This is a genomic window from Acetobacterium tundrae, assembly GCF_008086615.1.
Taxonomy (GTDB): domain Bacteria; phylum Bacillota; class Clostridia; order Eubacteriales; family Eubacteriaceae; genus Acetobacterium; species Acetobacterium tundrae.
This window is the reverse complement of record NZ_RXYB01000003.1, coordinates 94,262-119,406: the sequence shown is the minus strand read 5'-3', so window position 1 is coordinate 119,406 and position 25,145 is coordinate 94,262. Positions and strand designations below refer to the sequence as shown.

At 39.6% G+C, this 25,145-nt stretch carries 27 protein-coding genes; 23 read left to right on the top strand and 4 right to left on the bottom strand.

Going from position 1 to position 25,145, the window contains the following annotated elements:
* Positions 1-4: 4 nt before the first annotated feature.
* Positions 5-637 carry a TetR/AcrR family transcriptional regulator gene (locus FZC40_RS03455; RefSeq protein ID WP_148602534.1) on the bottom strand — a complete coding sequence of 211 codons (633 nt, stop codon included), beginning with the start codon at positions 635-637 and terminating at the stop codon, positions 5-7.
* A gap of 378 nt (positions 638-1,015) precedes the next feature.
* Between FZC40_RS03455 and FZC40_RS03450 the strand changes: the two genes are divergently transcribed.
* Positions 1,016-1,615, top strand: coding sequence for a dienelactone hydrolase family protein (locus FZC40_RS03450; protein ID WP_148602533.1), 600 nt, complete (start codon positions 1,016-1,018; stop codon positions 1,613-1,615).
* 23 nt (positions 1,616-1,638) lie between these two features.
* Positions 1,639-2,361, top strand: a complete 723-nt coding sequence (locus tag FZC40_RS03445; RefSeq protein ID WP_148602532.1) for an NAD-dependent protein deacylase — start codon at positions 1,639-1,641, stop codon at positions 2,359-2,361.
* A gap of 173 nt (positions 2,362-2,534) precedes the next feature.
* On the opposite strand, the gene FZC40_RS03440 is transcribed toward FZC40_RS03445, so the two are convergent.
* The 3 genes from FZC40_RS03440 to FZC40_RS03430 form a co-directional block, all read right to left on the bottom strand.
* Entirely contained in the window at positions 2,535-3,617 is a 1,083-nt protein-coding gene (locus tag FZC40_RS03440; RefSeq protein WP_148565554.1) for a putative NPN-dependent ornithine cyclodeaminase, read from the bottom strand.
* Positions 3,618-3,780: 163 nt separating this feature from the next.
* Entirely contained in the window at positions 3,781-5,139 is a 1,359-nt protein-coding gene (locus FZC40_RS03435) for a PFL family protein (protein WP_148602531.1), read from the bottom strand.
* Between the two features lie 9 nt (positions 5,140-5,148).
* Positions 5,149-5,418 carry an ACT domain-containing protein gene (locus FZC40_RS03430; RefSeq protein WP_148565556.1) on the bottom strand — a complete coding sequence of 90 codons (270 nt, stop codon included), beginning with the start codon at positions 5,416-5,418 and terminating at the stop codon, positions 5,149-5,151.
* A 443-nt stretch (positions 5,419-5,861) separates the two neighbouring features.
* On the opposite strand from FZC40_RS03430, the gene mraZ reads away from it, so the two are divergent.
* The 21 genes from mraZ to FZC40_RS03325 all read left to right on the top strand — a co-directional run bounded on the left by mraZ (position 5,862) and on the right by FZC40_RS03325 (position 25,142).
* Positions 5,862-6,293, top strand: coding sequence for a division/cell wall cluster transcriptional repressor MraZ (mraZ, locus tag FZC40_RS03425; RefSeq protein ID WP_148602530.1), 432 nt, complete (start codon positions 5,862-5,864; stop codon positions 6,291-6,293).
* Positions 6,293-7,249, top strand: a complete 957-nt coding sequence (gene rsmH / locus FZC40_RS03420; RefSeq protein WP_148602529.1) for a 16S rRNA (cytosine(1402)-N(4))-methyltransferase RsmH — start codon at positions 6,293-6,295, stop codon at positions 7,247-7,249. Before mraZ ends, rsmH begins: the two co-directional genes overlap by 1 nt.
* A gap of 20 nt (positions 7,250-7,269) precedes the next feature.
* Positions 7,270-7,719, top strand: a complete 450-nt coding sequence (locus FZC40_RS03415; RefSeq protein ID WP_148565559.1) for a hypothetical protein — start codon at positions 7,270-7,272, stop codon at positions 7,717-7,719.
* 68 nt (positions 7,720-7,787) lie between these two features.
* A complete protein-coding gene (locus tag FZC40_RS03410) occupies positions 7,788-10,196 on the top strand; it encodes a peptidoglycan D,D-transpeptidase FtsI family protein (protein WP_148602528.1) in 2,409 nt (802 codons plus the stop codon).
* 123 nt (positions 10,197-10,319) lie between these two features.
* The gene (locus FZC40_RS03405; RefSeq protein WP_148602527.1) at positions 10,320-11,696 is read left to right on the top strand and encodes a UDP-N-acetylmuramoyl-tripeptide--D-alanyl-D-alanine ligase; all 1,377 of its coding nucleotides are present in this window, start codon (positions 10,320-10,322) and stop codon (positions 11,694-11,696) included.
* Positions 11,696-12,670, top strand: coding sequence for a phospho-N-acetylmuramoyl-pentapeptide-transferase (gene mraY / locus FZC40_RS03400; RefSeq protein WP_148602526.1), 975 nt, complete (start codon positions 11,696-11,698; stop codon positions 12,668-12,670). The genes FZC40_RS03405 and mraY overlap by 1 nt, the downstream gene beginning before the upstream one ends.
* A 12-nt stretch (positions 12,671-12,682) precedes the next feature.
* Positions 12,683-14,044 carry a UDP-N-acetylmuramoyl-L-alanine--D-glutamate ligase gene (gene murD, locus FZC40_RS03395; protein ID WP_148602525.1) on the top strand — a complete coding sequence of 454 codons (1,362 nt, stop codon included), beginning with the start codon at positions 12,683-12,685 and terminating at the stop codon, positions 14,042-14,044.
* A gap of 18 nt (positions 14,045-14,062) precedes the next feature.
* Positions 14,063-15,160, top strand: a complete 1,098-nt coding sequence (ftsW, locus tag FZC40_RS03390) for a putative lipid II flippase FtsW (RefSeq protein WP_148602524.1) — start codon at positions 14,063-14,065, stop codon at positions 15,158-15,160.
* Between the two features lie 8 nt (positions 15,161-15,168).
* Complete coding sequence (murG, locus tag FZC40_RS03385) at positions 15,169-16,275, top strand: undecaprenyldiphospho-muramoylpentapeptide beta-N-acetylglucosaminyltransferase (protein ID WP_148602523.1); 1,107 nt, start codon at positions 15,169-15,171, stop codon at positions 16,273-16,275.
* The gene (locus FZC40_RS03380; protein WP_148602522.1) at positions 16,272-17,105 is read left to right on the top strand and encodes a cell division protein FtsQ/DivIB; all 834 of its coding nucleotides are present in this window, start codon (positions 16,272-16,274) and stop codon (positions 17,103-17,105) included. Before murG ends, FZC40_RS03380 begins: the two co-directional genes overlap by 4 nt.
* A 282-nt stretch (positions 17,106-17,387) precedes the next feature.
* Positions 17,388-18,446, top strand: a complete 1,059-nt coding sequence (ftsZ, locus tag FZC40_RS03375; RefSeq protein ID WP_148602521.1) for a cell division protein FtsZ — start codon at positions 17,388-17,390, stop codon at positions 18,444-18,446.
* 6 nt (positions 18,447-18,452) lie between these two features.
* Positions 18,453-18,926 (top strand): transcriptional regulator NrdR, encoded by a 474-nt coding sequence (nrdR, locus tag FZC40_RS03370; protein WP_148602520.1) that lies wholly within the window; start codon positions 18,453-18,455, stop codon positions 18,924-18,926.
* The gene (locus tag FZC40_RS03365) at positions 18,923-19,474 is read left to right on the top strand and encodes an NUDIX hydrolase (protein ID WP_148602519.1); all 552 of its coding nucleotides are present in this window, start codon (positions 18,923-18,925) and stop codon (positions 19,472-19,474) included. Before nrdR ends, FZC40_RS03365 begins: the two co-directional genes overlap by 4 nt.
* Positions 19,475-19,571: 97 nt before the next feature.
* On the top strand, positions 19,572-19,802 hold the full coding sequence (locus FZC40_RS03360) for a hypothetical protein (protein ID WP_148602518.1): 231 nt from the start codon (positions 19,572-19,574) through the stop codon (positions 19,800-19,802).
* Positions 19,802-20,443 (top strand): site-2 protease family protein, encoded by a 642-nt coding sequence (locus FZC40_RS03355; RefSeq protein ID WP_148602517.1) that lies wholly within the window; start codon positions 19,802-19,804, stop codon positions 20,441-20,443. The genes FZC40_RS03360 and FZC40_RS03355 overlap by 1 nt, the downstream gene beginning before the upstream one ends.
* A gap of 2 nt (positions 20,444-20,445) precedes the next feature.
* Positions 20,446-21,180 carry a segregation and condensation protein A gene (locus FZC40_RS03350; protein WP_148602516.1) on the top strand — a complete coding sequence of 245 codons (735 nt, stop codon included), beginning with the start codon at positions 20,446-20,448 and terminating at the stop codon, positions 21,178-21,180.
* The gene (scpB, locus tag FZC40_RS03345; RefSeq protein WP_148602515.1) at positions 21,173-21,820 is read left to right on the top strand and encodes an SMC-Scp complex subunit ScpB; all 648 of its coding nucleotides are present in this window, start codon (positions 21,173-21,175) and stop codon (positions 21,818-21,820) included. Before FZC40_RS03350 ends, scpB begins: the two co-directional genes overlap by 8 nt.
* Positions 21,817-22,527, top strand: coding sequence for a pseudouridine synthase (locus FZC40_RS03340; protein ID WP_148602514.1), 711 nt, complete (start codon positions 21,817-21,819; stop codon positions 22,525-22,527). The genes scpB and FZC40_RS03340 overlap by 4 nt, the downstream gene beginning before the upstream one ends.
* A complete protein-coding gene (locus FZC40_RS03335) occupies positions 22,524-22,922 on the top strand; it encodes a hypothetical protein (protein ID WP_148602513.1) in 399 nt (132 codons plus the stop codon). Before FZC40_RS03340 ends, FZC40_RS03335 begins: the two co-directional genes overlap by 4 nt.
* A 56-nt stretch (positions 22,923-22,978) precedes the next feature.
* Positions 22,979-23,914: a MurR/RpiR family transcriptional regulator gene (locus tag FZC40_RS03330; RefSeq protein WP_148602512.1), complete on the top strand. Its 936-nt coding sequence runs from the start codon at positions 22,979-22,981 to the stop codon at positions 23,912-23,914.
* The gene (locus FZC40_RS03325; RefSeq protein ID WP_148602511.1) at positions 23,907-25,142 is read left to right on the top strand and encodes a BaiN/RdsA family NAD(P)/FAD-dependent oxidoreductase; all 1,236 of its coding nucleotides are present in this window, start codon (positions 23,907-23,909) and stop codon (positions 25,140-25,142) included. The genes FZC40_RS03330 and FZC40_RS03325 overlap by 8 nt, the downstream gene beginning before the upstream one ends.
* Positions 25,143-25,145: the final 3 nt, after the last annotated feature.

Below are 25,145 nucleotides of genomic sequence, written 5' to 3'. Positions count from 1 at the left end.
CAAATTATTTAATAATCGACTGAAGCAGTGTTTTAAAACTGTAGTTTAAAAACATGGTCTTATCCATGCCAACTCTCATTTTAAGATATTTTTGTTTTTGATTTGCCAACAGTATAATACCGCTGATGCTTGACCAAAGATAAAATACAGTGGGGATCAGTTCAAGATCTTCTCGCAGACAGTTGTGCTCGATTCCTGATTTCAAGAGTTCACCGATGATATCATTTATTTGCTCGCCTACTTTGTAAATATCAGCAAGCAAACCAGGCTGCTGGATTTTTTCCTGCTCAACGTCAATCTCGCTTAATAGACTTTCGAAATACAATGGATATTGTTCTTGAAAGTCAACTAAGGTATTGCAAATGGCATAATAACTTCTTTCAAAATCTTTATTGTCAGGAGTGCATTCCTGCAAAGCATTTCTTAACAAAACCATATGTTCATAGACAATATAGTTTATGATTTCGTCTTTATTTTTAAAATAAACATATATCGTTGATTTGCTGCAATCCGCTTCCCTGGCGATCTCGTCCATACTCGTTCGGTTAATGCCACTAAGCTGGAATAACTTCCGAGCCGATGCTAAAATAATATCCCGATTAAACTGAATTAATATATCCTTTTTTTTAGCGCCCATTATTGTACCTCCCTTAAAATCATACTATTGTACTAAATATTAAACCGTCATTTCTATTATTGTACTTGCAGTATGATTAACTGTCAATGAAAATTTTAAAATAAATAAGGAGGATAGCATTCTCAGAATCAGGAAAGCATAAAGCATGCTTTTATAACGCGCATGAAAGGTGGTATTCTGGTCACAATAATTTGACCTGGTTTTCTACAGCGGCTTATCCATCGGCTGGATAAAGCCATCGAGATTTGATATAATTATAAATAATAGGTGAATTGCTAAGGTGTGTCTTAAAATATTTGATGTTATTTGCCAGGAATCAAAATAATAAGAGTGCGCCTTAATGGATCTTATTTAGCAATAGATTATGAGGAGAAAACGATGGTTGTTAAAAAAAACGGATCAGAAAGAGCAGTTATAATCCTGCATGAAATATATGGGATCAATCAATATATCATGGAACTTGCAGATTTTTTTTATGAACAAGGCTATGATACCTATTGCCTGAATTTAAACCATCGAGAAAACTGTTTTTCCTATTCTGAACAGGAAGAAGCTTATGCTTATTTTAAAACAAAAATAGGTTTTGAAGTCGATAAAGAAGTGGAAAGTTTTATAAAAAAACTGGGTAGTGAATACAATCATGTCATTGTCTTTGGATCAAGCGTCGGGGCAACCATTGCCTGGCGACTATCTAAAAATCGCTATTGTAGTGGGATGATCGGTTTTTATGGCTCAAGAATAAGGGACTATCTTGAGGTCGACCCGGATTGCCCCTGCCTGCTCCTATTTGCTGAGGATGAAGAAGCCTTTTGTGTTGATGATATCGTTTTTCAGCTCCGGAAGAAAAAAGATGTTAGAGCCACGGTGCTGGAAGGCAAACATGGCTTTGCTGATCGATATGCAAAGAATTATCGTATTGATTTAAGTAAAATAGCTTTTGATATGGTAGAATGTTTTCTAAAAGAAATTGAAGAATAAGCAAAGGAGACAAAGAAGAAAAAATGACAGCAGAATTAAAAAAATTACAGGAAATTGTGAATCAGGCAAAAAACATTGTTTTTTTTGGTGGGGCTGGAGTCTCCACGGAAAGCGGTATTCCCGATTTTAGAAGTGTGGACGGCCTTTATAGTCAGAGTTATAAATATCCGCCGGAAACCATTCTTTCTCATGAATTTTTCATGGATAACACCGAGGAATTCTACCGGTTCTATCGTAACAAGATGTTATGTCCGGATGCCCGTCCGAATAAAGCGCATATCAAACTGGCAGAGCTTGAAACGGCGGGAAAACTAAAAGCGGTGATCACTCAGAACATTGATGGGCTGCATCAAATGGCCGGAAGTAAAAATGTACTGGAACTGCATGGATCGGTGCTGCGAAATTACTGCATGAAATGTCATCAGTTTTACGATGTTGAAACCATTGCCGAAGGTGAAGAGGTACCAAAGTGTTCCTGCGGAGGAACCATAAAACCGGATGTGGTTTTATATGGGGAAGGTTTGGATAGTGATGTCATGAATCGCTCGGTCGCTGCTATTACCAAGGCAGATGTTCTGATTATCGGGGGAACTTCATTAGCCGTTTACCCGGCCGCGGGTCTCATTAATTATTATCGGGGTAATCATCTGGTTTTAATCAATAAATCTTCGACACCCATGGACGCCATAGCAAATCTTGCGATTGATGGAAAAATCGGAGAAGTGCTGGGAGCCATTAAACTATAGAAAAAGTATCATATTGTAGAGGCGAGCCAGGATCTTCGTTGACGTTTATATAAAAGATCAACGTTTTCGGGCGATCATGGATCGCCCCTACAGGTCTGAAAAAAGGCGTTGCCTGATTTGGATCTGTCTGCATTATCAGAGCGGTTTCATTGAAACCGCTCTTTTTTCTGTAATTACTCAGGCAGATTTCGCTGAAGATTAACCATAAAATCCTGAACATTGGTGATAATGGCTTTAGAGCTGAGGCTGCCACGATCTTTTAGTTTGTTAACCACAAATTCGGAAATATCGACTGAATAAAAATAGACTGGCCGTACCACGCCGTCAACAACCTGGTAGGAAGGGGTCATATTCCCGGTGGCAATGGTATGAAGCTGAGTGGCGAGGCAAATCACGGTCGTGGCTTTTTTGGTATGTACGCGAAGAGCATCCTGAGCATCGTAGGCATTTGCATAAACACTGGGCAACGGCCCGTCATCCCGAATCGATCCGGCTAATACCATTGGTATTTTATTCTTGATACAGGCACTGATAATACCATCTTCAATTTTATATTTTTCAATTAAATTTTCAAATGAACCACAGTTTCGGGCGCGATTAATGGTTTCAATATGGTGATAATGCCCCATCGATATATTTTCTTTGGAATAAATATCCTGTCCTAAAGCAGTATTAAAAAAGTGAGATTCTAAATCATGGGTTGCCAGTGCATTGCCGGCGAAAAGCGCATCCACATAGCCTGAATTGACCAGGTGAGACATGGCGTTTCGTGAATCCTGATCAAAGGTTACGGCGGGACCGAGAACCCATAAGATATAGCCGTTTTCACGTTCGAATTCTAATAATTCATAGAGTCGGTCATAATCTCTGGAATAGGCGGTTTCTCTGGAATTGGAGGTTCTGAATGAAAAATTATCCCCTTTGTTTTGTTTTTTTGCAAAAGCGAAATGATCCACATAGACGCCGTTCTCAGCGCTTTCCTGTCGGCCCACAACAACGGAATCGCCTTTTTTAACATTTCTGAATTCAATGGCTTGAGGGAGATCATCCGTAATGACGACGACACAGTCCATCCGGCTTTCGGACATAAGCTGCCAGGTATCGTGAATTTTAAAATATTCGGGGTAGATCGTGGTGGCGTAAAAATTTTCTGGAACGACGCCGTCTAAGGGTGCGGGCATGGTCCGAACACTGGGAGCGTTTTTAAATAATGCTGCTGTGAAATCAGGAAAAATATAATCAGGTAATGTAAACATAAATGCACCTCGCTAAGCTGTTTTTTTTATTATAACATATTGGGATGTTCAAGGATGCCAAAATAGTATAAAGACAAAAAATTAAACAAAGGCCAACATTTATCGCGTTGCAGCATGCAACGATAATGTTGGCCTTTAAATATTAATTTACGGTTAATGAGTGTCAGTTTTTAAAACTGTGGATCGGTGCGGGAATATGTCCCCCGCGGTTGATGAAAATAGAACTGTCATTTTTATTAACCGCCATAATAGGAGCATGGCCAAGGAGCCCTCCAAATTCAGCGCTTTCGCCAACATCTTTTCCATAAACCGGAATGAGTCGAACACCGGTTGTTTTATTATTGATGACGCCAATTGCGGCTTCATCAGCGATGATGGCTGAAATGGTGGTCGCGGGTGTATCGCCGGGAATGGCAACCATATCAATGCCGACTGAACAAACACTGGTCATGGCTTCTAATTTATCAAAGGTGAGGGCACCACATTCTACGGCTTCAATCATACCTTCATCTTCACTGACAGGAATAAAAGCACCGCTGAAACCACCGACTGAAGTTGAGGCCATAATTCCGCCTTTTTTAACCGCGTCATTTAGCATCGCCAATGCGGCGGTAGTACCATGCGTACCACAATGCTCAAGCCCCATTTCTTCTAAAATACGGGCAACACTATCACCGACTTCCGGAGTTGGTGCTAAGGACAAATCCAAAATACCAAAAGGAACATTAAGTCGTTCAGCGACAGTTGTTCCCACCAGGTGTCCGGCACGGGTGATTTTAAAAGCGGCTTTCTTAATGATTTCCGCCATTTCGCCAAACGATGCATCCTGCGATCTTTCAAGAGCCCGTTTGACAACGCCAGGACCGCTGACCCCCACATTAAGAACCGATTCAGCTTCACCGATACCATGGAAAGCACCGGCCATAAAGGGATTATCTTCGACAGCATTGGCGAATGCCACAAATTTTGCACAACCGATGGAATCGGCGTCTCGGGTGAGATAAGCGGTTTCTTTAATGATTTCACCGATGCGTTTCACGGCGTCCATATTAATACCGGATTTTGATGAGCCAAGGTTTACACAGGAACAGACATTATTGGTAGTCGCTAAAGCTTCGGGAATGGAATCAATCAGAATACGGTCGCCCTTAGTAAAGCCTTTAGGCACGAGCGCTGAAAAACCGCCAATAAAGTTTACCCCGACCGTTGCGGCGGCGGCATCAAGAATTTTGGCATACTCTACATAATTGAGGTCGCTGCTGCTGCCGGCAATCAGTGAAATAGGGGTGACTGAGATCCGCTTATGAACAATCGGAATACCCAATTCGGTCTCAATGCGTTCCCCTTCTTTTACCAGATTTTCGGCCAAATGAGTAATCTTATCATAAATTCGCTGTCGGCTTTTTTCTCCGGAGGAATCGATACAGTCAAGCAACGAAATTCCCATCGTAATTGTGCGGATATCCAAGCGTTCTTTTTCAATCATGCTTACCGTCTCTAGGACGTCTTTAAACATTGTCATAATCCTGCCTCAAATGGTGTGCATCGCATTGAAAAGATCTTCATGCTGAATGCGGATGGACATGCCGATGGTTTCGGCTATTTTTTCCAGTTCGTTTTTTAGTACATTAAAATCAATGGACATATTATCTAAGTTGACCAACATGATCATCGTAAAAAAATCATCCATAATTGTTTGACTGATATCTTCAATATTGACATTATTTTCTGCTAATATTTTTGATACATTGTATATTATTCCGGTGCGGTCTTTTCCAATAACCGTTACTACTGCTCTCATATTTCATACTCCTTAAGTTTCATTATTTTAACAGTTTAAACCAAAATAGTTTTAATCACAAGTTATAATGTGGAATTTAAGAGGAAACAAATATAAAATATTTTAAGGAGAACGTGAAAAAGTGCAAAAGTAAGGACTGCAGATAACAGGAATATTAGTTATCTGGATCATAGTGAACAGGCGGTAGCCCGAAAAATCTTTATAATGAAGACAACGATTTATCATGGCCTTATCGGATGAGTTTATGGGAAATTGGCTTTAATAATATTTTTTTAAGCTTTTTAAGTATAATGATATAAAATCGATACAAATGTTGTGAAATTTTAACAAAATTTAACCCTGTTTTTTGCTTAATAAGCGTCTGTGCAACTTGTGAAGGGTGGTGGAGTGTGGTATAATGTGGAACGTAATGGAAGAACAAAGTAAGAAGGAGGGGAACCTGAATGTTTTTTGGAGAGTATGAACATAATATAGACGATAAGGGAAGATTAATCATTCCTTCAAAATTCAGAGAATCTCTTGGCGGTCAATTCGTTTTAACAAAAGGATTGGACTGTTGCTTATTTATTTTTTCCATGGAAGAATGGGAGAATTTTGAAAGTAAATTAAAAACCTTGCCAATATCTGATAAAGACGCAAGGGCGTTTACCCGATTTTTCTTTGCCGGAGCGGCAGACTGTGAATTGGATCGACAAGGTCGCGCCAGCATTCCGATTTCGCTTCGAAAATATGCAAAAATCACTAAAGAGGTAACCATCATCGGCGTTTCAAATCGATTGGAGATATGGGATAGTCAATTATGGTCAAGCTATAATGATAATGAGGATTTAAACTATGAGGACATTGCCAATAATATGGCAATGCTGGGAATTTAATGAAACCAAACACATTTTCTCATACATCTGTTTTATTGCGAGAATCAATAGAAGGCCTTTGCATTCGTTCGGAAGGTGTCTATGTTGATTGCACATTAGGCGGTGGCGGTCATTCCCAATGGATCTGTGAAGCTTTGGGAGAAAGTGGAATTTTAGTAGGCATTGACCAGGACGACTTTGCCTTGGAATATGCCAAAAAACGTTTGGAAGCTTATGTTTGCCAACGTTTTTTTATAAAAAGTAATTTTGCCAGTTTAACCAAGGTTCTAGAGAGCCTCCATCTCTTTGGAATCGATGGTATTCTATATGACCTCGGGGTTTCATCATTTCAACTGGACGATGATACCCGAGGCTTTTCATATCATCACGATGGCCCCTTGGATATGAGAATGAACCAGTCTGCGAATTTAACAGCGGAAATGGTGGTCAATGACTATTCACCAGGAGATTTAAAGAAAATTTTATTTCTTTATGGGGAAGAGAAATTTGCCGGTCAAATTGTAAAATCCATCGTGAAAGCCAGAGAAATAAAACGCATTACAACAACCTTGGAGTTAAGTGAGATCATTAAAAGAGCTTACCCTCCCCAGGACCGTCATAAAGAAAAACATCCTTCCAGAAAAACATTCCAGGCCATTCGCCTGGAGGTTAATGGGGAATTAAAAATATTAGAAGATGCTTTGTCTCAAGGGCTTGAGGCGCTTAAACCGGGAGGACGAATGTGTGTCATTACATTTCATTCTTTGGAAGATCGCGTTGTTAAGCACTTTTTTAAAGGAAGAGCAAATCCATGTACCTGCCCGCCAGATTTTCCCCAGTGTATGTGTGGAAAAAAGCCGGAATTAAAAATAATTTCAAGAAAACCTATTGTACCGGGAATAGACGAACAAGAAGAAAATCGACGTTCCCGAAGTGCAAAACTTCGGATCATTGAAAAGCTAGGAACAGGAAGCTGAGTTAATTAAAGGAGAGTTCCATGGCGACTGCAAGGAAAAGAAAGCAAAGTTCCAATCTGGAAACACAAAATGAAGTCAGACAAGAAGTAGTTACTACTGAAAGACAAAAGCGAAGATCCAAACAAAAGAAAAAAATATTAACGCCTTCTTCGTATATTGCAATGACGGCGCTGGTCGTATTTGCCGTGATGGCAGGACTTTTATTTCAGCATTCTATGATCACAGAGAAAAATACTGAAATCTTAAGTCTTCAAAAGACACTTAATGAAGCCATTCAGGCGAATGACAGTAAAGAGGGACAGTTAGTTACAAATATGAACTTGCAATCCATTGAAGCACAAGCAAGGAGTTACGGTATGACGGAACCAACTCAGGCCCAATATCGGAAAGAAGTGGTTTCAGAACAGAAAAAGACCGCAACTACTTTAGAAACAGAAAAAGTAAAAAGCTGGTTCGAAAATTTGTTTTAGACTATGGTTTACCTTAAGCTGATTGAAGTAAACTGTCGACAAACGTTAAAAGATCTTGGAGAAAAAATGTGAATAGAAGAAAGAAAGCACAACGGGAGATTGGACCATTAAGCAAGCAAAAGAAAATTGTGCTGATTATGGTTATCCTTTCATTGTGCTTAATTGTTGTTATTGTGAGATTATTCTCCCTGCAAATTGTAAATTCGGCAGGAAAATATGAGCGACAGGTTGATCAGCTTGTTGAGGAAGTGCCGATTACGGCTTCTCGCGGCGATATTTATGATCGGAATGGGAATGTTTTAGCTAAAGATTCATCGGCATCAGCTGTCAATGTTGTTCCTTTTGAGGTTAAAGACCCGGAACGTTTAGCAAATACATTGAGCACGAAGCTTGGCTTAAAATATGAAGATGTACTGGCAAAGATTTCGGTATTGGAAGATGATGCTATTGAAGTGGATACAGCGGTCAGTAGTGCAACGGCAGTGACGGTTCTCAGTCACAACTTTCCAGGCGTAAGTGTTGAAGATGATGTGCTTTATTTTAAACCGAAAAGTATCACTGATCCCAATACGGTGGCTAAGACTTTGGCCAGTGAACTGGATTTGAAGTATGACACTCTTTATGAAGAAGCGACCAGAAAAGAGAATACCACGGTATTAATAAAAGGTCAGGTTGATAATGCCCTGGCATTGGATATTAAGAATTCCGAAGCAATAACAGATGCCTCGGGGAACATTCAGAGTTACAATGGAATTGAATTACTGGACGATTATCGAAGATATTATACAAACGGTAATTTTGCTTCCTACATTTTGGGATTTACCGGAGCCGATTACAGTGGACGTTATGGTGTGGAATCAACTTATAATGATGTTCTAAGCGGCGAAAATGGAGTACTGTATTATCAGAAGGACGCTGATGGAAATAAAATCGCTTCGCAAACAAAAATCCTAAAGGCCCCCGTTCAAGGAAAAGACATTACCTTAACAATTGATAGTAATATTCAATTAATGGCGGAAAAAGCGGTGGCAGAAGCGGCAGCAACATGGCAGACAAAAAGTGTTACAGCTATTGTTATGGAAACAAAGACCGGACAGGTTGTTGCCATGGCATCAAACCCGAATTATAATCTTAATGATCCGAATACCCTTGATGCAAATTTCGCATCGACGCATGCAGAAGACCTGACAGGATTGACTGATTCAGAAAAACTGCTGGAAATGTACCAAAATCCGGCAGTGAGTTTTATCTATGAACCGGGTTCAACGTTTAAAGCGCTTACCGGGTCGGCGGCACTGGAAGAAGGGGTGGTAACACCGGATACCCTTGTTTATTGCAGTGGATCTATACAGGTTGGGGATGCAATCATTAATTGCTCAACCGGACCTCATGGCACCGAGACTGTTTCAGATGCTATTGCGTATTCCTGCAATCCTGGTTTGGTTCAAATTATTGAAAAGTTAGACCCTGATGTTTTCTTTCAGTATGTTTATAATTTTGGATTAGGTCAAAGAACCGGGATTGAGCTGGACGGAGAAGAATCCGGAATCATCAACCGTCTTTCTAAGGCAAACGGTGAAATCAATCAAGTTGATTATGCAACTTTTTCTTTTGGACAGGGTTTGGCGGTAACGCCCATTCAGATGGTCAGTGCGCTGAACAGTGTTGTAAACAATGGTTATTATGTAAAGCCCACCATTATTTCAAATGAAACCAAGGGTACCCAAACCGAATCACCGAAGCAGATTATTTCAACGGAAACATCTTTAGCAATGAGAGAAATCATGAGAAAAGTGGTTGGCTATGATTCGAGCATGACCGCCCTTTCTGAAGGTTACAGTATCGGCGGAAAAACCGGAACGGCAGAAAAATTTATCGACGGAGCCTATTCAACGACCAAATATGTTACTTCTTTTTATTGCTTTGCACCGATTGAAGATCCGAAATATTCTGTTTATGTTGTGCTTGATGAACCGAAAGCAGGGGCTTATGGGAGTACTAGTGCAGCTCCGACGGCGATTAGTTTGATGGAACAAACTTTGAATTATAATTCTGCCGATACCAACATCAATGATGTGAGCACAGAAGCAGTTCAAAAGGGCAGCATAACCGTTCCTGATTTGGTTGGACAGAATAAAGATTTTGCAGCAAGTATCCTTAATGAAAAAGGAATCAAATACAGTTTTGATGCAACGACAAGTGGCAGTACAGTTGTTAGTCAAAGCATTCCGACTAATTCCGTGTACGATTCTAGTACAGAAATTGTACTTGGATTGGGAGACTCCACCAGCTCGACCAGCGGAACAGTCGTTGTTCCTGATGTCACAAAACTTTCAATTCAAAGTGCCAATGAGTTACTCACGGGACTGGGACTAAATCTTAAAATTACAGGTAATGGTTTTGCATCAAGTCAGACGCCGGCAGCAACGACTGTTGTTGAAAAAGGCAGTGACGTTAATGTAACATTTACCCCATAGTAAAGGTGAAAGAAAAGCGAGGGGAAAATCCTTGCTTTTCTTTATGTATAAAGTTTGATATAATAGCACAGTCTTTTGGGAAAAAGAAGAAAATTTTGGAGAAAGATTAGGTAAAATTTATCGATGGACAGTATCAGTATTGATGAAATACTTAGGATCACCCAGGGAAAATTACTTCAAGGGGAAAGCAACTTAATAGTAAAAGATGTTAAAATTGACAGTCGAAAGATAGAAAATGGGGATTTATACATTCCTGTTATTGGTGAGACGAATAATGGCCATGCTTTTATCGAATCGGCATTTTTAAATGGTGGAAGAGTGAGTCTGAGTCAAGAAAAAGATCGCTTTTTTCCGGAAAACATGACCATTATTCTTGTGCCTTCGACGTTGGAAGCAATGAAAGCACTGGCAAGCTTCAACAGGCATCGATATGCACTGTCGGTAGTTGCCATTACCGGAAGCAGCGGAAAAACGACAACAAAAGATTTGGTGGCTTCGGTACTTGCTCAGAAATACAACGTCCTTAAAACCAAAGGAAATTTCAACAATGAATATGGTATCCCCCAAACGCTTTTTAATTTAGGCCCTGAACATGAAATAGCAGTGATTGAAATGGGAATGGATCATCGGGGAGATATTTCAAAATCAATCCAGAGTGTTGATCCGGATATCAGTGTCATTACCAACATTGGTCTGAGTCATATTGAACGTTTAAAAACCCAGAAAAATATTTTTCTGGCAAAAAAAGAAATATTACAAACGTTAAAGAATGATGGGATCGCATTGGTTAATGGGGATGATTGTTTCCTGAAAAAGTTAAAAGAAGAAAAAAATAATTTTAGGGTTAAAAGTTTTGGAATTCACGGGCAGCAAGATATTAAGGTTTCAGAATATACTTCCCATAGTCGCGGTCTTAAAATGACGGTGGAATGGGAAGGGCGGAAAGAAAGATATATATTCAATTTTCCCGGGGAACATAATGTTTATAATTGTCTAACGGCTATTTGGCTGGGGTATTTTTACAACATGAAGCAACCGGAGATACAAAAAGGTTTGGATGCTTTTGTGCCAAGCGGTAACCGTATGAATATTTTTTCAATCGGAAAAATAAAAGTGATCAATGATACCTATAATGCAAATCCTGATGCAATGAAAGCATCATTGGATGTGCTTAAAACCATTGGATGTGATTATAAGCGTAAAATCGCAATTCTTGGAGATATGCTTGAAATGGGGGATTACGGCCCGGTTGCCCATTATGAAATTGGTGAGTATGCAAAAGACAAAGCAGATATTCTCATCGGCGTCGGAAATTTAGGAAAAGAAATTTGCCGGGGTTATGGTGATAAACAAGATTGTGTTTATCCTGTTTTGGATGCTCAGGCGGCAGGAAAATGTCTCCGGGCGATCATGGCTCCGGAAGATGTTATTTTAATTAAAGCTTCCCGCGGAATGGGACTGGAAAAAGTAATTGATTATATTGAAGGAGGTCATGAATAATGGAATTGACAGCTTTAAAAGCAGGGTTGATTGGTTTACTTATTTCCTTTGCTGTTGTTTATTTGGTGACACCTCACTTTATTCCGGTACTCAGGCGGTTAAAATTCGGGCAGGCTATTCGGGAAGAAGGCCCGCAAAGTCATCTGGCAAAATCGGGAACGCCAACCATGGGTGGGCTGGTTATTCAATTAGGTGTTGTTGTTGTCTTTATTCTATTATCGGCAGTGACCGGTTTTTGGGATTTTTTTCCCGTGATTGTCATGCTGTATTTTGGTTGTGTCGGCTTTATCGATGATTACATAAAGGTTGCAAAGAAACACAATCTTGGTTTGCGGGCATGGCAGAAACTCGTTCTTCAATGTGTTGGAGCCCTGGCTATTTCATTATATGCCTACAATTGTTCGACGATTGGATCGGAACTCATTGTTCCTTTTATGCATCAACCGGTAGATTTTGGAATTTGGTATATTCCCTTGACGTTCGTTGCGATTGTTTCGATCGTCAATGCGGTTAACTTAACCGATGGATTGGATGGACTGGCATCTGGGGTGACCCTGATTGTATCACTTTTCTTTTTTGTCGGATCATTGATTTTGCCGGAGTCCGCGACTGCTATTTTTATCGGCAGCGTCATTGGCGGATGTTTAGGCTTTTTAAGACATAATTCAAATCCTGCGGCTATTTTTATGGGAGATACCGGGTCCATGGCATTAGGCGGTGCGGTTGTGGTAATGGCAATTGTTACACAACTGCAACTATTTTTGCTTATCGCTGGTGGATTGTTTGTGATTGAAGCTTTATCAGTAGTTATTCAGGTCGGCTATTTTAAGGCCACTAAAGGGAAACGTTTTTTTCGAATGGCTCCGATTCACCACCATTTTGAATTAGCCGGCTGGAGTGAAACACGGGTTGTGACAGTCTTTTGGGTTGTGACAGCAATTTTTGTTGCCATAGCATTTATTTGTTTAGTTTAGGAGAGGATCAATATGAGAAAAACAACGTTAGTTATTGGAGCGGCCCGAAGCGGAGTGGCTGTGACGGAATTGTTACTAGATCAGGGAGAAGGTGTGGTATTAACAGATACCCGGACATCTAGTATTGTTTTGAAAGAGTTCCCGCAAATTTCGGACTATGAAAAAAGGCCCTTTTTTGAATCAATATTTGGTATGCAACCCAGTCTGGAGATTTTAAATATAATTGATGAAGTCGTGGTAAGTCCAGGTGTGCCACTGATTATTCCCATCATCAAAGCGGCCGATGAACAGGGTATCCCTGTGATTGGAGAGGTTGAAGCAGCCTATCGATTGACAAAAACGCCTTTTATTGCGATTACAGGAACGAACGGAAAAACAACCACAACCACTTTATTAGGGGAAATATTTAAAGCGTCAGGACGCGGAACCTATGTGGTCGGTAATATTGGCGACCCAATCACAAAGTATATCGAAAGATCAAAAGAAGCGGACGTTTTTGTGACGGAAATCAGCAGTTTTCAATTAGAAACCATTCAAACATTTCATCCCAAAGCAGCGACGATTTTAAACTTAACGCCGGATCATCTTGATCGGCATTTGACAATGAAAAACTATGTGAAAGCCAAAGGCCGGATTTTTGAAAATCAAACCCCGGAAGATCTATTGGTTTTAAACGCAGATGACGATCTGGTGTGCCGGTTAGGAGAATCGGCGATTTCAAAAAAAGCGTATTTCAGCTATTTAAAGCCTTTGGATTACGGGGCCTGGTGCCTGGATGGAAAACTGTACATTAATAACGGCAAAGAAATTGTTTTTGTGTGCCGTGAAGATGAACTGGGGATTATTGGGCCCCACAATACCATGAATGCACTGGCGGCTTTGACTTTGGCATACTTTTCAGGCGTAACGGTAGATGTGATTGTAAAGGTGCTGAAGTCCTTTAAAGGTGTGGAACACCGGTTGGAATGGGTTGGATGTTTTTCCGGAGTTACCTATATCAATGACTCAAAAGGGACCAATACCAATGCCACCATTACGGCATTAAACGCGGTGGAAACACCGATTATTCTGTTGGCCGGCGGTTATGATAAAAAGGAAGATTATTCTGATTTAATGGAATTAGTCGCAAAACGCGTAAAACGACTCATTGTATTGGGTGTAACAGCCAATGATTTAATAAAAGCGGCCCATGAAAAAGAATTTGAAAACATCATAAAAGTTGAAAATTATGAAGAGGCAGTTGCTGTTGCAAAAGCAGAAGCAGTCGTCGGAGATACAGTATTGTTATCTCCAGCCTGTGCAAGTTGGGATATGTTTGATAATTATGAAATCCGAGGCAAAATTTTCAAGGAACTGGTGATAGAGAATCAATAAGAAATTGAGGAGCAAACCATGAAGACAGGTAAAATAGATCGTCCCTTTTTGATTGCCTTGATGATATTGGCGGGAATTGGGGTAATAATGGTTTTTAGCGCCAGTATGTACTCATCAACGATTAGCGGTGAAAAAGGGTATACTCTTTTTTTAAAACAATTATTATTTGATGCTTTGGGTGTGATTGTCATGGTAATAATGAGTAAAATTGATTATCGAACCTATAAAAAATATTATATAATAGCGATGGTAATAGCGGCTTTTCTTTTGCTGATTGTTTTAATTCCAGGTATTGGAGTGAAAGTCAATGATGCAAGACGATGGATTGATTTGAAATTTACAACATTTCAGCCATCAGAATTTGCAAAAGTAGCCGGAATTCTTTATTACAGTACGCTTATCGCCAAAAAGCCTAACGTCATCCGGAAACCGGGCCCCTTTTTTCGATACTGTATGCTGCCATTGCTCTTTATTTGTGGGATAACAGTCATCGAACCTTCTTTAAGTGCCACAATGGCCATCGTGGTTGGTGTGTGCGGTGTTTTGTATTTTGCGGGAGTTCGTTTTAAAATATTTTTACCCTATATTGGGTTCGGCCTTTTGGCATTTATCGGTCTGATGATTGCTGAACCGTGGCGTCTTGACCGGTTTAATGTTTTCTTAGGAAAAAGCGGCTATGATTATCAGATAACCCAATCACTTTTGGCGATTGGTACCGGTGGTATTTTTGGCAAGGGATTGGGAAATGGCAAACAGAAATATTCATTTCTGCCAGAATTGCAAAATGATTTTATTTTTTCAAATATTGCCGAAGAATTTGGTTTTATCGGGTGCTTGGTGGTTTTGGGCTTATTTGCATTTGTTATTTGGCGGGGCTTCCAGATCGCTCAAAAATCCCCAGATACTTTTGGATATTTATATACCAGTAGTGTTATGCTGTTATTGGCATTTCAGGTTTTAGTAAACATTGGCGTGGCTTCCGCAATTATTCCGGTAACGGGGATGGCGCTTCCTTTTATGAGTGCCGGAGGATCATCGGTAATTATTCTTTTTGCAATGATGGGGCCGATATTAAATATTTCCCGGGGCGTTGATCTTAGCAAAAAAAGATTGTGAGGTAGACTATGAAAGTACTCATTGCAGCGGGAGGGACTGGAGGTCATATTTATCCGGGACTTGCGATTGCTGAAAAAATAAAAAAAGAAAACCCGAATGCCGAGATCATCTTCATCGGTTCGAAAGTTGGAATGGAGAAAAATATTATCCCTCAATTAGGGTATCCAATTGAGTATATCAGAGTAAGAGGGTTTGAACGGCAGCTTTCATTGGAAACACTGGCAGCGGTTAAAGGGATTTTTGATGGAATGAGTGATGCAAAAAAAGTATTGGCTCGCCACCAACCTGATTTAGTCATTGGCACCGGAGGGTTTACGGCTGGTCCGCTGCTCTTATTAGCCAGTCGGCTAAAAATTCCCACAATGATTCATGAACAAAATGCTTTTCCTGGAAAAACAAACCGTATGTTAGGGAAAAAAGTGGACCGTATTGCGATCAGCTTTAAAGAAGCAAAACAGTATTTTCCAGCTGGAAAAACATTTTTAGCAGGAAATCCGGTCCGTTCCGAATACCAATCGATAAATAAACAGAAATCACGAAAAAGTCTTAATCTTCTGGATTCACAGAAAATGATATTGATTATGGGTGGGAGCCAGGGCGCAGGATCCATTAATCAAGGGGCTTTAGCGCTGATGGCGGATTACAAAAATCGCAATGATCGGGTGATTTATCATTTAACGGGAAAAGGACAATATAACAAGATTAAAGAAGCGATGTGCAAACAAGGTTTGGAAGCATCCGAAAATATTTTTGCAGAGGCCTATAGCAATGAAGTCTATCAGCTTTTAGGGGCGGCGGATCTGGTCATCAGCCGTTCTGGAGCCATGTCTGTGGCTGAAATTGAAGCGGTGGGAGTACCATCAATTTTAGTTCCCTATCCGATGGCGGCGGGAAATCATCAAGATTTTAATGCTCGAGTTATTACGGATCGGGGCGGTGGAATTTTAATTGAAGATAAAGCTTTGACCGGAGAATATTTAGCAGAAATTACGGAGTTACTCTTAAATGATGAACCGCGGCTAAAGAGGATGTCGGAAATTACCAAAGAATTAAGCATTCTTGATGCTGGAGATCGGATTTATAGTGAAATAAATAAGCTCATGGAGAATTTATGAAACGATCTAAAAAAGAAAAAGTCAAAGAAAAACCGCAACTTTATGAGTTGTCAAAAGAAGAGTTGCGAGAGCAGCGACGACAACAACGTAAAATAAAAAAGCGCAAGAGAATCATAAAAAGCCTAATTGTGATTCTTGTTATCCTTGGCATCATTGGCGGGTTAAGTTTTGCATCTTATGAAGCTGTGAAACAAGGCTTTTTTAACGTTTCAGAAATAGAAGTGGTTGGAAATGAAATCGTGGATGATCAGACGGTCATTGATGCATCGGGAATTCAAATTGGGGAAAGTATATTTTTGGTCGATATCAATAAAGCGAATTATAGTATAAGTTCATTACTGAACCTGGATGATTTAGTCATTTCGAAAGTGATGCCTAATAAAATTTTGATCAGCCTGAAAGAATCAACGCCAATTTGTGCGGTCAACGATGGTAATAACGTTTTTTATCTTACCCGAGATAAAAAACTAATCGAAAACAGTGGATATCTAAGAAAAACGGATATTCCGCTGGTCTTTGGGTGCGAGAGCGTTAATGCGCCGGGAATCGGGCAAGAAGTTGTAATTGAACCCTATTGGCGTTTTGATACGGTTATGAATGTATTAATCGACTTAAAGGATAGCGGCTATTTAGAAAAAATTTCAGAAGTCCGGATGACGGATAATAATACCTACGAGATCGTGACAAAGAATGGGACTATTTTCAGTTTTTGGGATTATAATAATTATTCGGAAAATGAAAACTATATTTTAAATAATCTGGCTGAAAACACAAGCAATATGCTTATTAATTTGACTGTCGGAACGAAGCCGGTGATAAAAGCAAGGTAGAATTCTGCTTGTCATCCGGTGTAATGTGACCGGACCGTCAGTGTGTAAATAAAAAATATTGAACGATATTTTGCTTAATTTATGATTCAATAGTTGAAAAATTTGGGAATTCAGGTTAATATAAAGAAGTGAAGATTTTTTTACTTGAATTTCAAGGAAAGATCAATTTTATATTATGAAAAAACAACCAAAGCTTTCAAGAGAGTTTTGGGAAAAAGAAATACAAAATTTTTGAAATAAAAAGTGTTATGAGAAAGCTGTTTAGTCAGAGGAGGAAAAAAAGTGTTTGAATTAGATGGGAATTACGATAATTTCGCAAAAATCCGTGTTGTCGGTGTTGGTGGTGGTGGAAACAACGCCATTAATCGCATGATTGAAGCAGGTATGAAGGGTGTTGATTTTATTGCAATCAATACAGACAAACAGGCTCTTGCTTTAGCTTTATCTGAAAAAAAACTTCAGATAGGAGAAAAACTGACTCAGGGACTTGGTTCAGGCGGAAATCCTGAGATTGGCCAAAAAGCTGCCGAAGAAAGCAAGGATGCAATTGCAGATATGATAAAGGACACCGATCTTTTGTTTCTGACAGCAGGCATGGGCGGAGGAACAGGCTCGGGAGCAGCACCGATTATTGCAAAAATTGCCAAAGATATGGATATTTTAACAATTGGGGTTGTCACAAAACCTTTTTCTTTTGAAGGCCGTGTGCGTATGCGTAATGCTCAAATTGCCAGTGAGTTTCTGCAGGAAAACGTCGACTCATTAGTGACAATTCCGAATGATCGACTTTTAAGAATGGCAGATAAATCCACATCGCTTAAAGATGCTTTTAAATTGGCTGATGATGTGCTCCTGCAAGGGGTTAAAAGCATCTCAGACCTCATCTCAATGCCAGGCCTTATCAGTTTAGACTTTGCAGATGTAAAAACGATTATGAAGGACACCGGACTTGCACACATGGGTGTAGGTCGTGCATCAGGCGATAATCGTGCCGAGGAAGCCGCTAAACAGGCGATTCTCAGTCCTTTGCTGGAAACACAAATTGATGGCGCAACCGGCGTGCTGCTTAATATTACAGCAGGTGAAGACTTGTCCTTATTTGAAGTTGATCGTGCCGCAAGCATTGCCAGAGAAGCATCTGATCCAGATGCCAACGTTATTTTTGGGGCAACCATTGATGAATCATTAGGTGATGAAATTCAAATTACTGTCATTGCAACTGGTTTCCTTTCCGGAGAAGAAAAAGATAAAAAAGCTGCGATTAAAAAGGTTGTTAAGAGTGCGAACACGAACAATGCAGGCGAATTTTCAATTCCAGATTTTTTAACACATGAAGACTAATTAAAGATGAAGTGTCCTTATTGTGCATTTGATGAAAGTCGGGTTGTTGACTCTCGTCCCTGTGAAGAAGGTACCATGATCCGGAGACGCCGGGAGTGTACCAAATGTAATAAGCGTTTTACAACTTACGAACGGGTTGAAAACATCCCGCTTATTGTAGTAAAAAAGGGCGGTCAGCGAACCCCATTTGACAAAAATAAAATATTCAACGGAATGATTAAAGCTTGCGAAAAACGTCCAGTTTCCATTGATGCGATTAAAGAAGTTGTGGATGATCTTGAACGAAGCTTCTATCAAAGCGAAATGAAGGAAATCCCATCATCACTGATTGGTGAACAGGTAATGGCAGCATTGAAAACTCTGGATGAGGTGGCTTATGTTCGTTTTGCCTCAGTTTATCGCCAATTTAAAGATGTGACTTCGTTTCGTGATGAATTAGAACGGTTGATTTCAGAAAAACAAACCGAGGGAAATTCATGAAACAATATGAAAAAACGATAAAAACAGAAGAGATATACAATGGAAAAATCGTAAAACTTCGTGTTGATGATGTTGAACTTCCAGATGGCACTTTTTCAAAGCGGGAGATCGTCACCCATCAAGGGGCGGTTGCTGTTTTAGCGGTAAAAAATGGGCAGATGATTTTTGTGAAGCAATATCGGATTGCCAGTCAACGACTACTTACAGAGATTCCGGCCGGACTTTTAGAGTCGGGAGAAACCCCTGAGGAAGCGGCCATACGGGAATGCCGTGAAGAAATTGGATATCGACCGATTGACTTATTTAAGCTGGGAGAGTTTATCCCGACTCCGGGATACTGTTCGGAGAAGATTACTCTTTTTTGTGCGACAGATTTTTCCTGGGATCCCTTGGAAGAAGATAACGACGAATTTATCAGTGTGATTAAAATTCCTTTGCGGACGGCAAGAGCTCTTTTTATTAACGGAAAATTTATTGATGGAAAAACGGTGGCAGCTTTAGGTTATTATTTTACTATCACTACCAGAGATTTTTGTAAGAATAAATAATGTTCAATGAGAATAGATGGTTTATTTCGATGCAGGGCATTAGAATAAATCATCTATTTTATATTACAATGTGAAAGTTTTAATAAAGGAGATCGTAATGGAAAAGAATGATATAGCTTTTGGGCATGATACGGTAAAGTATGTGAATTCCATTGGAGCAGAAGGTTTGCAAACCGGCGCCTATAATGATTTAATAGTCAGAAAAAGCAATCGTCTGCTTCGATCAACAGCAGGAATATCAAAGGGAAAGGCTTCGGAAGTTTCGGATGAATGTGAAAGCTTACAAAGTTTAAATGAAACAAAGCCGAATTCCGGGGTGGCTAGATAATGTTTAATTTTTCTGCTGATTATTTTTACAGCTTATTGCTGAGCCTGCCCGGAATTCTGATTGCCATCAGTTTTCATGAAATGGCACATGCTTATGCTGCGGACGCAATGGGAGATCCAACCCCCAAAAATGCCGGGCGTTTGACGATCAATCCGTTAAAACATATTGATCCATTAGGCTTTATATCGATGTTGTTGTTTCGGTTCGGTTGGGCAAAAGCGGTTCCGGTGAATCCCAATAATTTTAAAGATCGAAAAAAGGGAATGATCGCCGTTGCATTATCCGGAGTGCTCACCAATTTACTCCTTGCTTTTTTAGGAATGGCAGCTTATTTAGCAGTCATTCCTCTGAACAATGAGATATTAATGACCATTTTGCAGTATATTTATATTTATAATATTGTTTTTGCCGTATTTAATATTATTCCTATTCCGCCACTGGATGGGTCGCAAATACTGGTATTGTTTTTGCCGCCTAAAGCATTGATGACCTATTATAAATATCAGCGTTATGGGATGATCGTGATTTTTGCTTTGGCGATAACCGGCTTGCTGGGAATCATCATCAATCCGGCTATTAATGGTATTGTGAGTCTGTTTTCAGCAATACTGCTGCCGATTTTCAATCTGTTCTGGTCTTAAACATGGGATATGCTGTTAGTTTAGAGGGCTTTGAAGGTCCTCTGGATTTATTAATCCATTTGATTCAAAAAAATAAAATTGATATCTATGATATTCCCATCGCGGCGATTACGAATCAGTATCTAGAACAAATTAAAACCTGGCAGGATATGGATATGGATGTAGCCAGTGACTTTATTGTTATGGCGGCCCGTCTTTTGGAGATCAAAGCCAGAGCACTGTTGCCTAAAAGAGCGGATCAAACAGAAGATGAAGAGGATATTCAGGCCAAGCTGGTCCGTCAGTTGATCGAATACAAAATCTTCAAAGAGATCAGTGCTTATTTTCAGACCCGTGAAAAACAAGAACTGGGTGCTATTTACCGAGATCCGGAGTACATTCCTCAGAACGAAGAAGAAGCGCCTTTAGAGATTGATCCGGTTGCTTTGGAACAATGTTTTAAACGCCTGCTATTTCAACAGGAAGAAGAACTTGAAGCCATAGCACCGCCACAAAAGATTATCAGGGAACTTTTTAGTATTGAAGAAAAAATTGCCGAAATAACGGGTGCTCTCATTCGCGCCGGCGAGGCCGGGGTTAGTTTTTCTGAATTGCTGCATCCGGATATTTCAAGGGAAGAGGTTGTTGTGACTTTGCTTTCGCTATTGGAAATGGTTAAAACCAGTGGTTTACGTCTTGTTCAAAATCGGGTATTTATCGATTTTCATATTGAAAAGGAGGTGGAAAATCATGGATAGTGATATGCTTGCAGGTGTGATTGAAGGGGTCCTTTTTGGAGCAGGAGAAAAGATTTCGTTAAGTGAATTATGTCAGTCTTTGGATAAAGCCGCAGCCGAAGTCCGCTTTGCAATTGAAATTCTAAAACAGGATTATCAGTCGAAGGCAAGGGGAATAAGAATTGTTCAAGTCAAAGATACCTATCAGCTTTCCACTAAACCAGAATATTATGGCTATATCAAAGAAATCACAAAGCATCAGGAAAAAACAGGTTTATCTCGAGCGGCATTGGAAACTTTGGCCATTATTGCCTACCGGCAACCGGTTACCCGGGTTGCCATTGATGACTTGCGTGGCGTGAGTTCAAGCAGTGCAATTCAACGGTTGCTGGATCGGGGACTTATCTGTGATGGTGGACGTCTTGAAGCTCCAGGACGGCCAATTCTTTATAAAACCACGAATGAGTTTTTAAAATCCATGGGATTTACAAATCTTAAAGAAATGCCCGAGTATGAAGTGTTTTCGCAGGGGAAACAAGAATCATTTAATTTGGAAATGATAAAAAACGAGTCTGAAAAAGAAATCTCACATGAAGAAATGCTGTCAGGATTATTAGAAAAATCCATTGCAGAAGATCGGCCAGTAGAGGCGGCACAATGAGAATTCAGAAATTTATGGCACAGTGCGGCGTTGCATCCCGAAGAAAATCAGAGGAATTAATTCAGCAGGGATTGGTACAGGTCAACGGAAAAGTGATTAAAGAACCAGGATTTCCAGTTGATCCGGAGCAGGATGAAATTATTGTTAAAGGAAATAAATTAACGGTAGCTTCTAAAATATATGTTATGGTCAATAAACCAAAAGGGGTTTTATCAACATCCGAAGATACCCATGGGCGTCAGCGGGTATTGGATTTGGTGCCAATTAAAGAGCGGCTTTACACGGTGGGTAGATTGGATATGGACACGGAAGGTTTGCTATTACTGACGAATGACGGCGATTTGACATTCTATTTAACCCATCCCAAGCATGAGTTTGCTAAAACTTATGTTGGTCTGGTCAGGGGATGCCCACAAAAAACGAGGCTGGCAGAATTCAGGCAGGGAATGGACATTGAAGATTATCATACCGCGCCGGCGTCGATAAAGATTCTAAAGCAGAATAAAGATACAACATTATTGGAAATGAAGATACATGAAGGTAAAAAACGCCAGATCAGAAAAATGTGTGCAGCAATGGGGCATCCAATTATTGATCTTAAACGTGTTGCAATGGGTAAAATAACATTGGGTGATTTAAAACCCGGTGATTGGCGTTTTTTAAAAAAAGACGAAATTACTTATTTAAAAGGAGATATAAAAATATGATAAAAATAGGATTCCCAAGAGATTTCAGTCAATTAAAAGTGCTTTTTCCGGAAAAAGAAAAAGAGCGAGATTTGTATATTGCTGCTGAGGATACGGAAACAGCTAAAATACTTGGAGCTATTCGCTTTTTCTACAAAGGAAACCAGGTGGACATTTTTGAAATGAAGATGCTTTATCAAGATGAACAATACATGGCGGTATTTGATGGTATGGTCAGAACACTGCTGGCTAAAATGGCTGAAGAGGGATGCACAACCGTCGTCATTCATGAGCTAAAAGGACAAACTGAAAAATATTTTATGGATCACGGATTTATTATAGAATCTGGTACCTATATTCACAAAAATTATCCAGCTGAATTTTTCAAACCCTGCCCCGGCTGCAGTGGAAAATAGATTCCTAAGGATGACATCAAAAAAACAATACTTAAAGCATTAAAACGAGGTAAGAAATGAAAGAAATTCCATGTGTAAAAGAAAGCAAAGATATATTTTCAACGATCAAACAGCTTTATCCGAATTTGAGTAAAAGCCATAAGCTGATCGCCGATTTTATGTTTAGTCATTATGAACGGGTTTCTGAAATGTCAGCTAGTAAGGTGGCAAAAGGTGTTGAGGTGAGTGAAGCAACAGTGGTTCGCTTTTCTATAGCTCTTGGATTTGAAGGATATCCAGAATTTCGAAGAGCATTAAAAAATGAATTAAACAGTAAACTTACAACCATTGAACGGATTAATATGACCCTTAGAAATGAAGAGAAGGATAAGGCTCTTCAGGAAACTGTTCATAATGTATTAAAAGCAGACATTGAAAATATTAATTCGACTTTTGAAGAATTTGATTATGGAAACTTTAAGTCATGCATCGATTTAATTTTGGAAGCACGAAAAGTTATTATAATCGGTTTTAGAACGACATCGCTTTTAACTGAACATCTGGGGTATTATCTCAACCTTATTTTAGATAATGTAAAGGTAGTGAACTACGGAGTTTCCGATATATATGAAGATTTAATCCGTCTGAATGAAAAAGATGTGGTCATTGCCATCAGTTTTCCAAGATACGCTCAGAAGACCTATGAAGCGGTCGAATTCCTTAAGGACAAGGGCATTAAAATCATTGCGATTTCAGATAATGAAAATGCGCCGATTAATGAATTCACGGAGTATCGGCTGATTGCTAAAAGTAATGTTTATTCTTTTGTGGATTCTCTGGTTGCACCGCTGTCTTTAATTAATGCATTGGTTATTTCGGTAGGGTTAAGAAATATTGGAAAAACAAAAGAGACATTCAATGCCCTTGAAGAAATATGGAGAGATCATTACATCTACACAGGAGATGAAGTGGAAAAAGAGTTCATGAAAGGACACGAAGACAACGATGAGTAAGATAGCAATAATTGGAGGCGGCCCGGGAGGGATGATGGCGGCAGTAGCTGCCGGAGACAAGGGACACCGTGTAGATTTATATGAAAGCAACGAAAAGCTAGGAAAAAAGCTCTATATCACAGGAAAAGGCCGGTGCAATCTGACCAATGCCATCGATATTGGTGATTATTTTGACAGCATTGTTCATAATCATCGCTTTTTATACAGTGCGCTTTATTCTTTCACCAATGAAGATTTTATGGCATTCATGGAAAAAAATAGCGTTCCTTTAAAAATTGAGCGCGGCGACCGAGTATTCCCGGTTTCGGATAAATCAAGTGATGTCATTTCTGGTTTCAAAACAGCTTTAAACAAAAATAAATGCAACGTATGTTTAAATAAAAAAGTAACCAATCTTTTAATTGAAGACGGTGTCTTAAAGGGGCTTGTTTTGGATGAAGGTAAAATAGGCTATTATGACGCGGTGATATTAGCCACAGGAGGAAAAAGCTATCCTTCCACTGGATCTGATGGCAATTTTTTTAAAGTTTTAAAAGCATGCGGACATCAGATCCGTTCACTGGCACCGGCCCTGGTTCCTGTCAATACGAAAGAAAACTGGCCTCGGGAGCTTCAAGGTCTATCACTGAAAAATGTGGTATTAACACTATCTAAAAAGACACCCAAAGGACAAAAAAAAATAAAATCCATCCTCGGAGAAATGTTGTTTACTCATTTTGGAATTTCCGGTCCTTTGGTGCTGTCGTTAAGCTCGTATATATCAGGAGACCCAAAAGACTATGTCCTGACCCTGGATTTAAAACCAGGGCTTAGCATTGAACAGATGGAAAATCGTATCCAGAGAGATTTTATAAAATATCAAAACAAAGATTTTGGGAATGCTTTAGGGGATTTGCTTCCTTCTAAAATGATTCCGGTTATGGTTGATCTTTCGGGAATTGATACAAGTCTTAAGGTTAATCAGATTACCAAAGAGCAACGGAAAAACCTGGTTCAGTGCTTTAAACAACTTAACATTTCGATTGCCGATCTTCGCGATTTCACGGAAGCGATTATTACTTCTGGCGGGGTTGATGTGAAAGAAGTGGATCCGGGAACGATGGAATCAAAAATAATTAAGAATCTTTATTTTGCCGGAGAAATGCTGGATGTAGATGCCTTAACCGGTGGATATAATATACAGATTGCTGTTTCCACAGGGTGGTTGGCCGGAAACTCGGTTGTCTAAAGA

Excerpts from the sequence above, each read along its gene's own strand:
- FZC40_RS03415 (WP_148565559.1), top strand. The coding sequence starts at position 7,270 with ATGGCGACTGCAAGGAAAAGAAAGCAAAGTTCCAATCTGGAAACACAA.
- scpB (WP_148602515.1), top strand. The coding sequence starts at position 21,173 with ATGGATAGTGATATGCTTGCAGGTGTGATTGAAGGGGTCCTTTTTGGA.
- FZC40_RS03330 (WP_148602512.1), top strand. The coding sequence starts at position 22,979 with ATGAAAGAAATTCCATGTGTAAAAGAAAGCAAAGATATATTTTCAACG.
- FZC40_RS03450 (WP_148602533.1), top strand. The coding sequence starts at position 1,016 with ATGGTTGTTAAAAAAAACGGATCAGAAAGAGCAGTTATAATCCTGCAT.
- nrdR (WP_148602520.1), top strand. The coding sequence starts at position 18,453 with ATGAAGTGTCCTTATTGTGCATTTGATGAAAGTCGGGTTGTTGACTCT.
- FZC40_RS03340 (WP_148602514.1), top strand. The coding sequence starts at position 21,817 with ATGAGAATTCAGAAATTTATGGCACAGTGCGGCGTTGCATCCCGAAGA.
- FZC40_RS03435 (WP_148602531.1), bottom strand. The coding sequence starts at position 5,139 with ATGACAATGTTTAAAGACGTCCTAGAGACGGTAAGCATGATTGAAAAA.
- FZC40_RS03335 (WP_148602513.1), top strand. The coding sequence starts at position 22,524 with ATGATAAAAATAGGATTCCCAAGAGATTTCAGTCAATTAAAAGTGCTT.
- FZC40_RS03350 (WP_148602516.1), top strand. The coding sequence starts at position 20,446 with ATGGGATATGCTGTTAGTTTAGAGGGCTTTGAAGGTCCTCTGGATTTA.
- ftsW (WP_148602524.1), top strand. The coding sequence starts at position 14,063 with ATGAAGACAGGTAAAATAGATCGTCCCTTTTTGATTGCCTTGATGATA.
- mraY (WP_148602526.1), top strand. The coding sequence starts at position 11,696 with ATGGAATTGACAGCTTTAAAAGCAGGGTTGATTGGTTTACTTATTTCC.
- FZC40_RS03455 (WP_148602534.1), bottom strand. The coding sequence starts at position 637 with ATGGGCGCTAAAAAAAAGGATATATTAATTCAGTTTAATCGGGATATT.
- FZC40_RS03430 (WP_148565556.1), bottom strand. The coding sequence starts at position 5,418 with ATGAGAGCAGTAGTAACGGTTATTGGAAAAGACCGCACCGGAATAATA.
- FZC40_RS03440 (WP_148565554.1), bottom strand. The coding sequence starts at position 3,617 with ATGTTTACATTACCTGATTATATTTTTCCTGATTTCACAGCAGCATTA.
- FZC40_RS03405 (WP_148602527.1), top strand. The coding sequence starts at position 10,320 with ATGGACAGTATCAGTATTGATGAAATACTTAGGATCACCCAGGGAAAA.
- FZC40_RS03355 (WP_148602517.1), top strand. The coding sequence starts at position 19,802 with ATGTTTAATTTTTCTGCTGATTATTTTTACAGCTTATTGCTGAGCCTG.
- FZC40_RS03445 (WP_148602532.1), top strand. The coding sequence starts at position 1,639 with ATGACAGCAGAATTAAAAAAATTACAGGAAATTGTGAATCAGGCAAAA.
- rsmH (WP_148602529.1), top strand. The coding sequence starts at position 6,293 with ATGAAACCAAACACATTTTCTCATACATCTGTTTTATTGCGAGAATCA.
- FZC40_RS03365 (WP_148602519.1), top strand. The coding sequence starts at position 18,923 with ATGAAACAATATGAAAAAACGATAAAAACAGAAGAGATATACAATGGA.
- FZC40_RS03380 (WP_148602522.1), top strand. The coding sequence starts at position 16,272 with ATGAAACGATCTAAAAAAGAAAAAGTCAAAGAAAAACCGCAACTTTAT.
- murD (WP_148602525.1), top strand. The coding sequence starts at position 12,683 with ATGAGAAAAACAACGTTAGTTATTGGAGCGGCCCGAAGCGGAGTGGCT.
- FZC40_RS03360 (WP_148602518.1), top strand. The coding sequence starts at position 19,572 with ATGGAAAAGAATGATATAGCTTTTGGGCATGATACGGTAAAGTATGTG.
- FZC40_RS03325 (WP_148602511.1), top strand. The coding sequence starts at position 23,907 with ATGAGTAAGATAGCAATAATTGGAGGCGGCCCGGGAGGGATGATGGCG.
- murG (WP_148602523.1), top strand. The coding sequence starts at position 15,169 with ATGAAAGTACTCATTGCAGCGGGAGGGACTGGAGGTCATATTTATCCG.
- mraZ (WP_148602530.1), top strand. The coding sequence starts at position 5,862 with ATGTTTTTTGGAGAGTATGAACATAATATAGACGATAAGGGAAGATTA.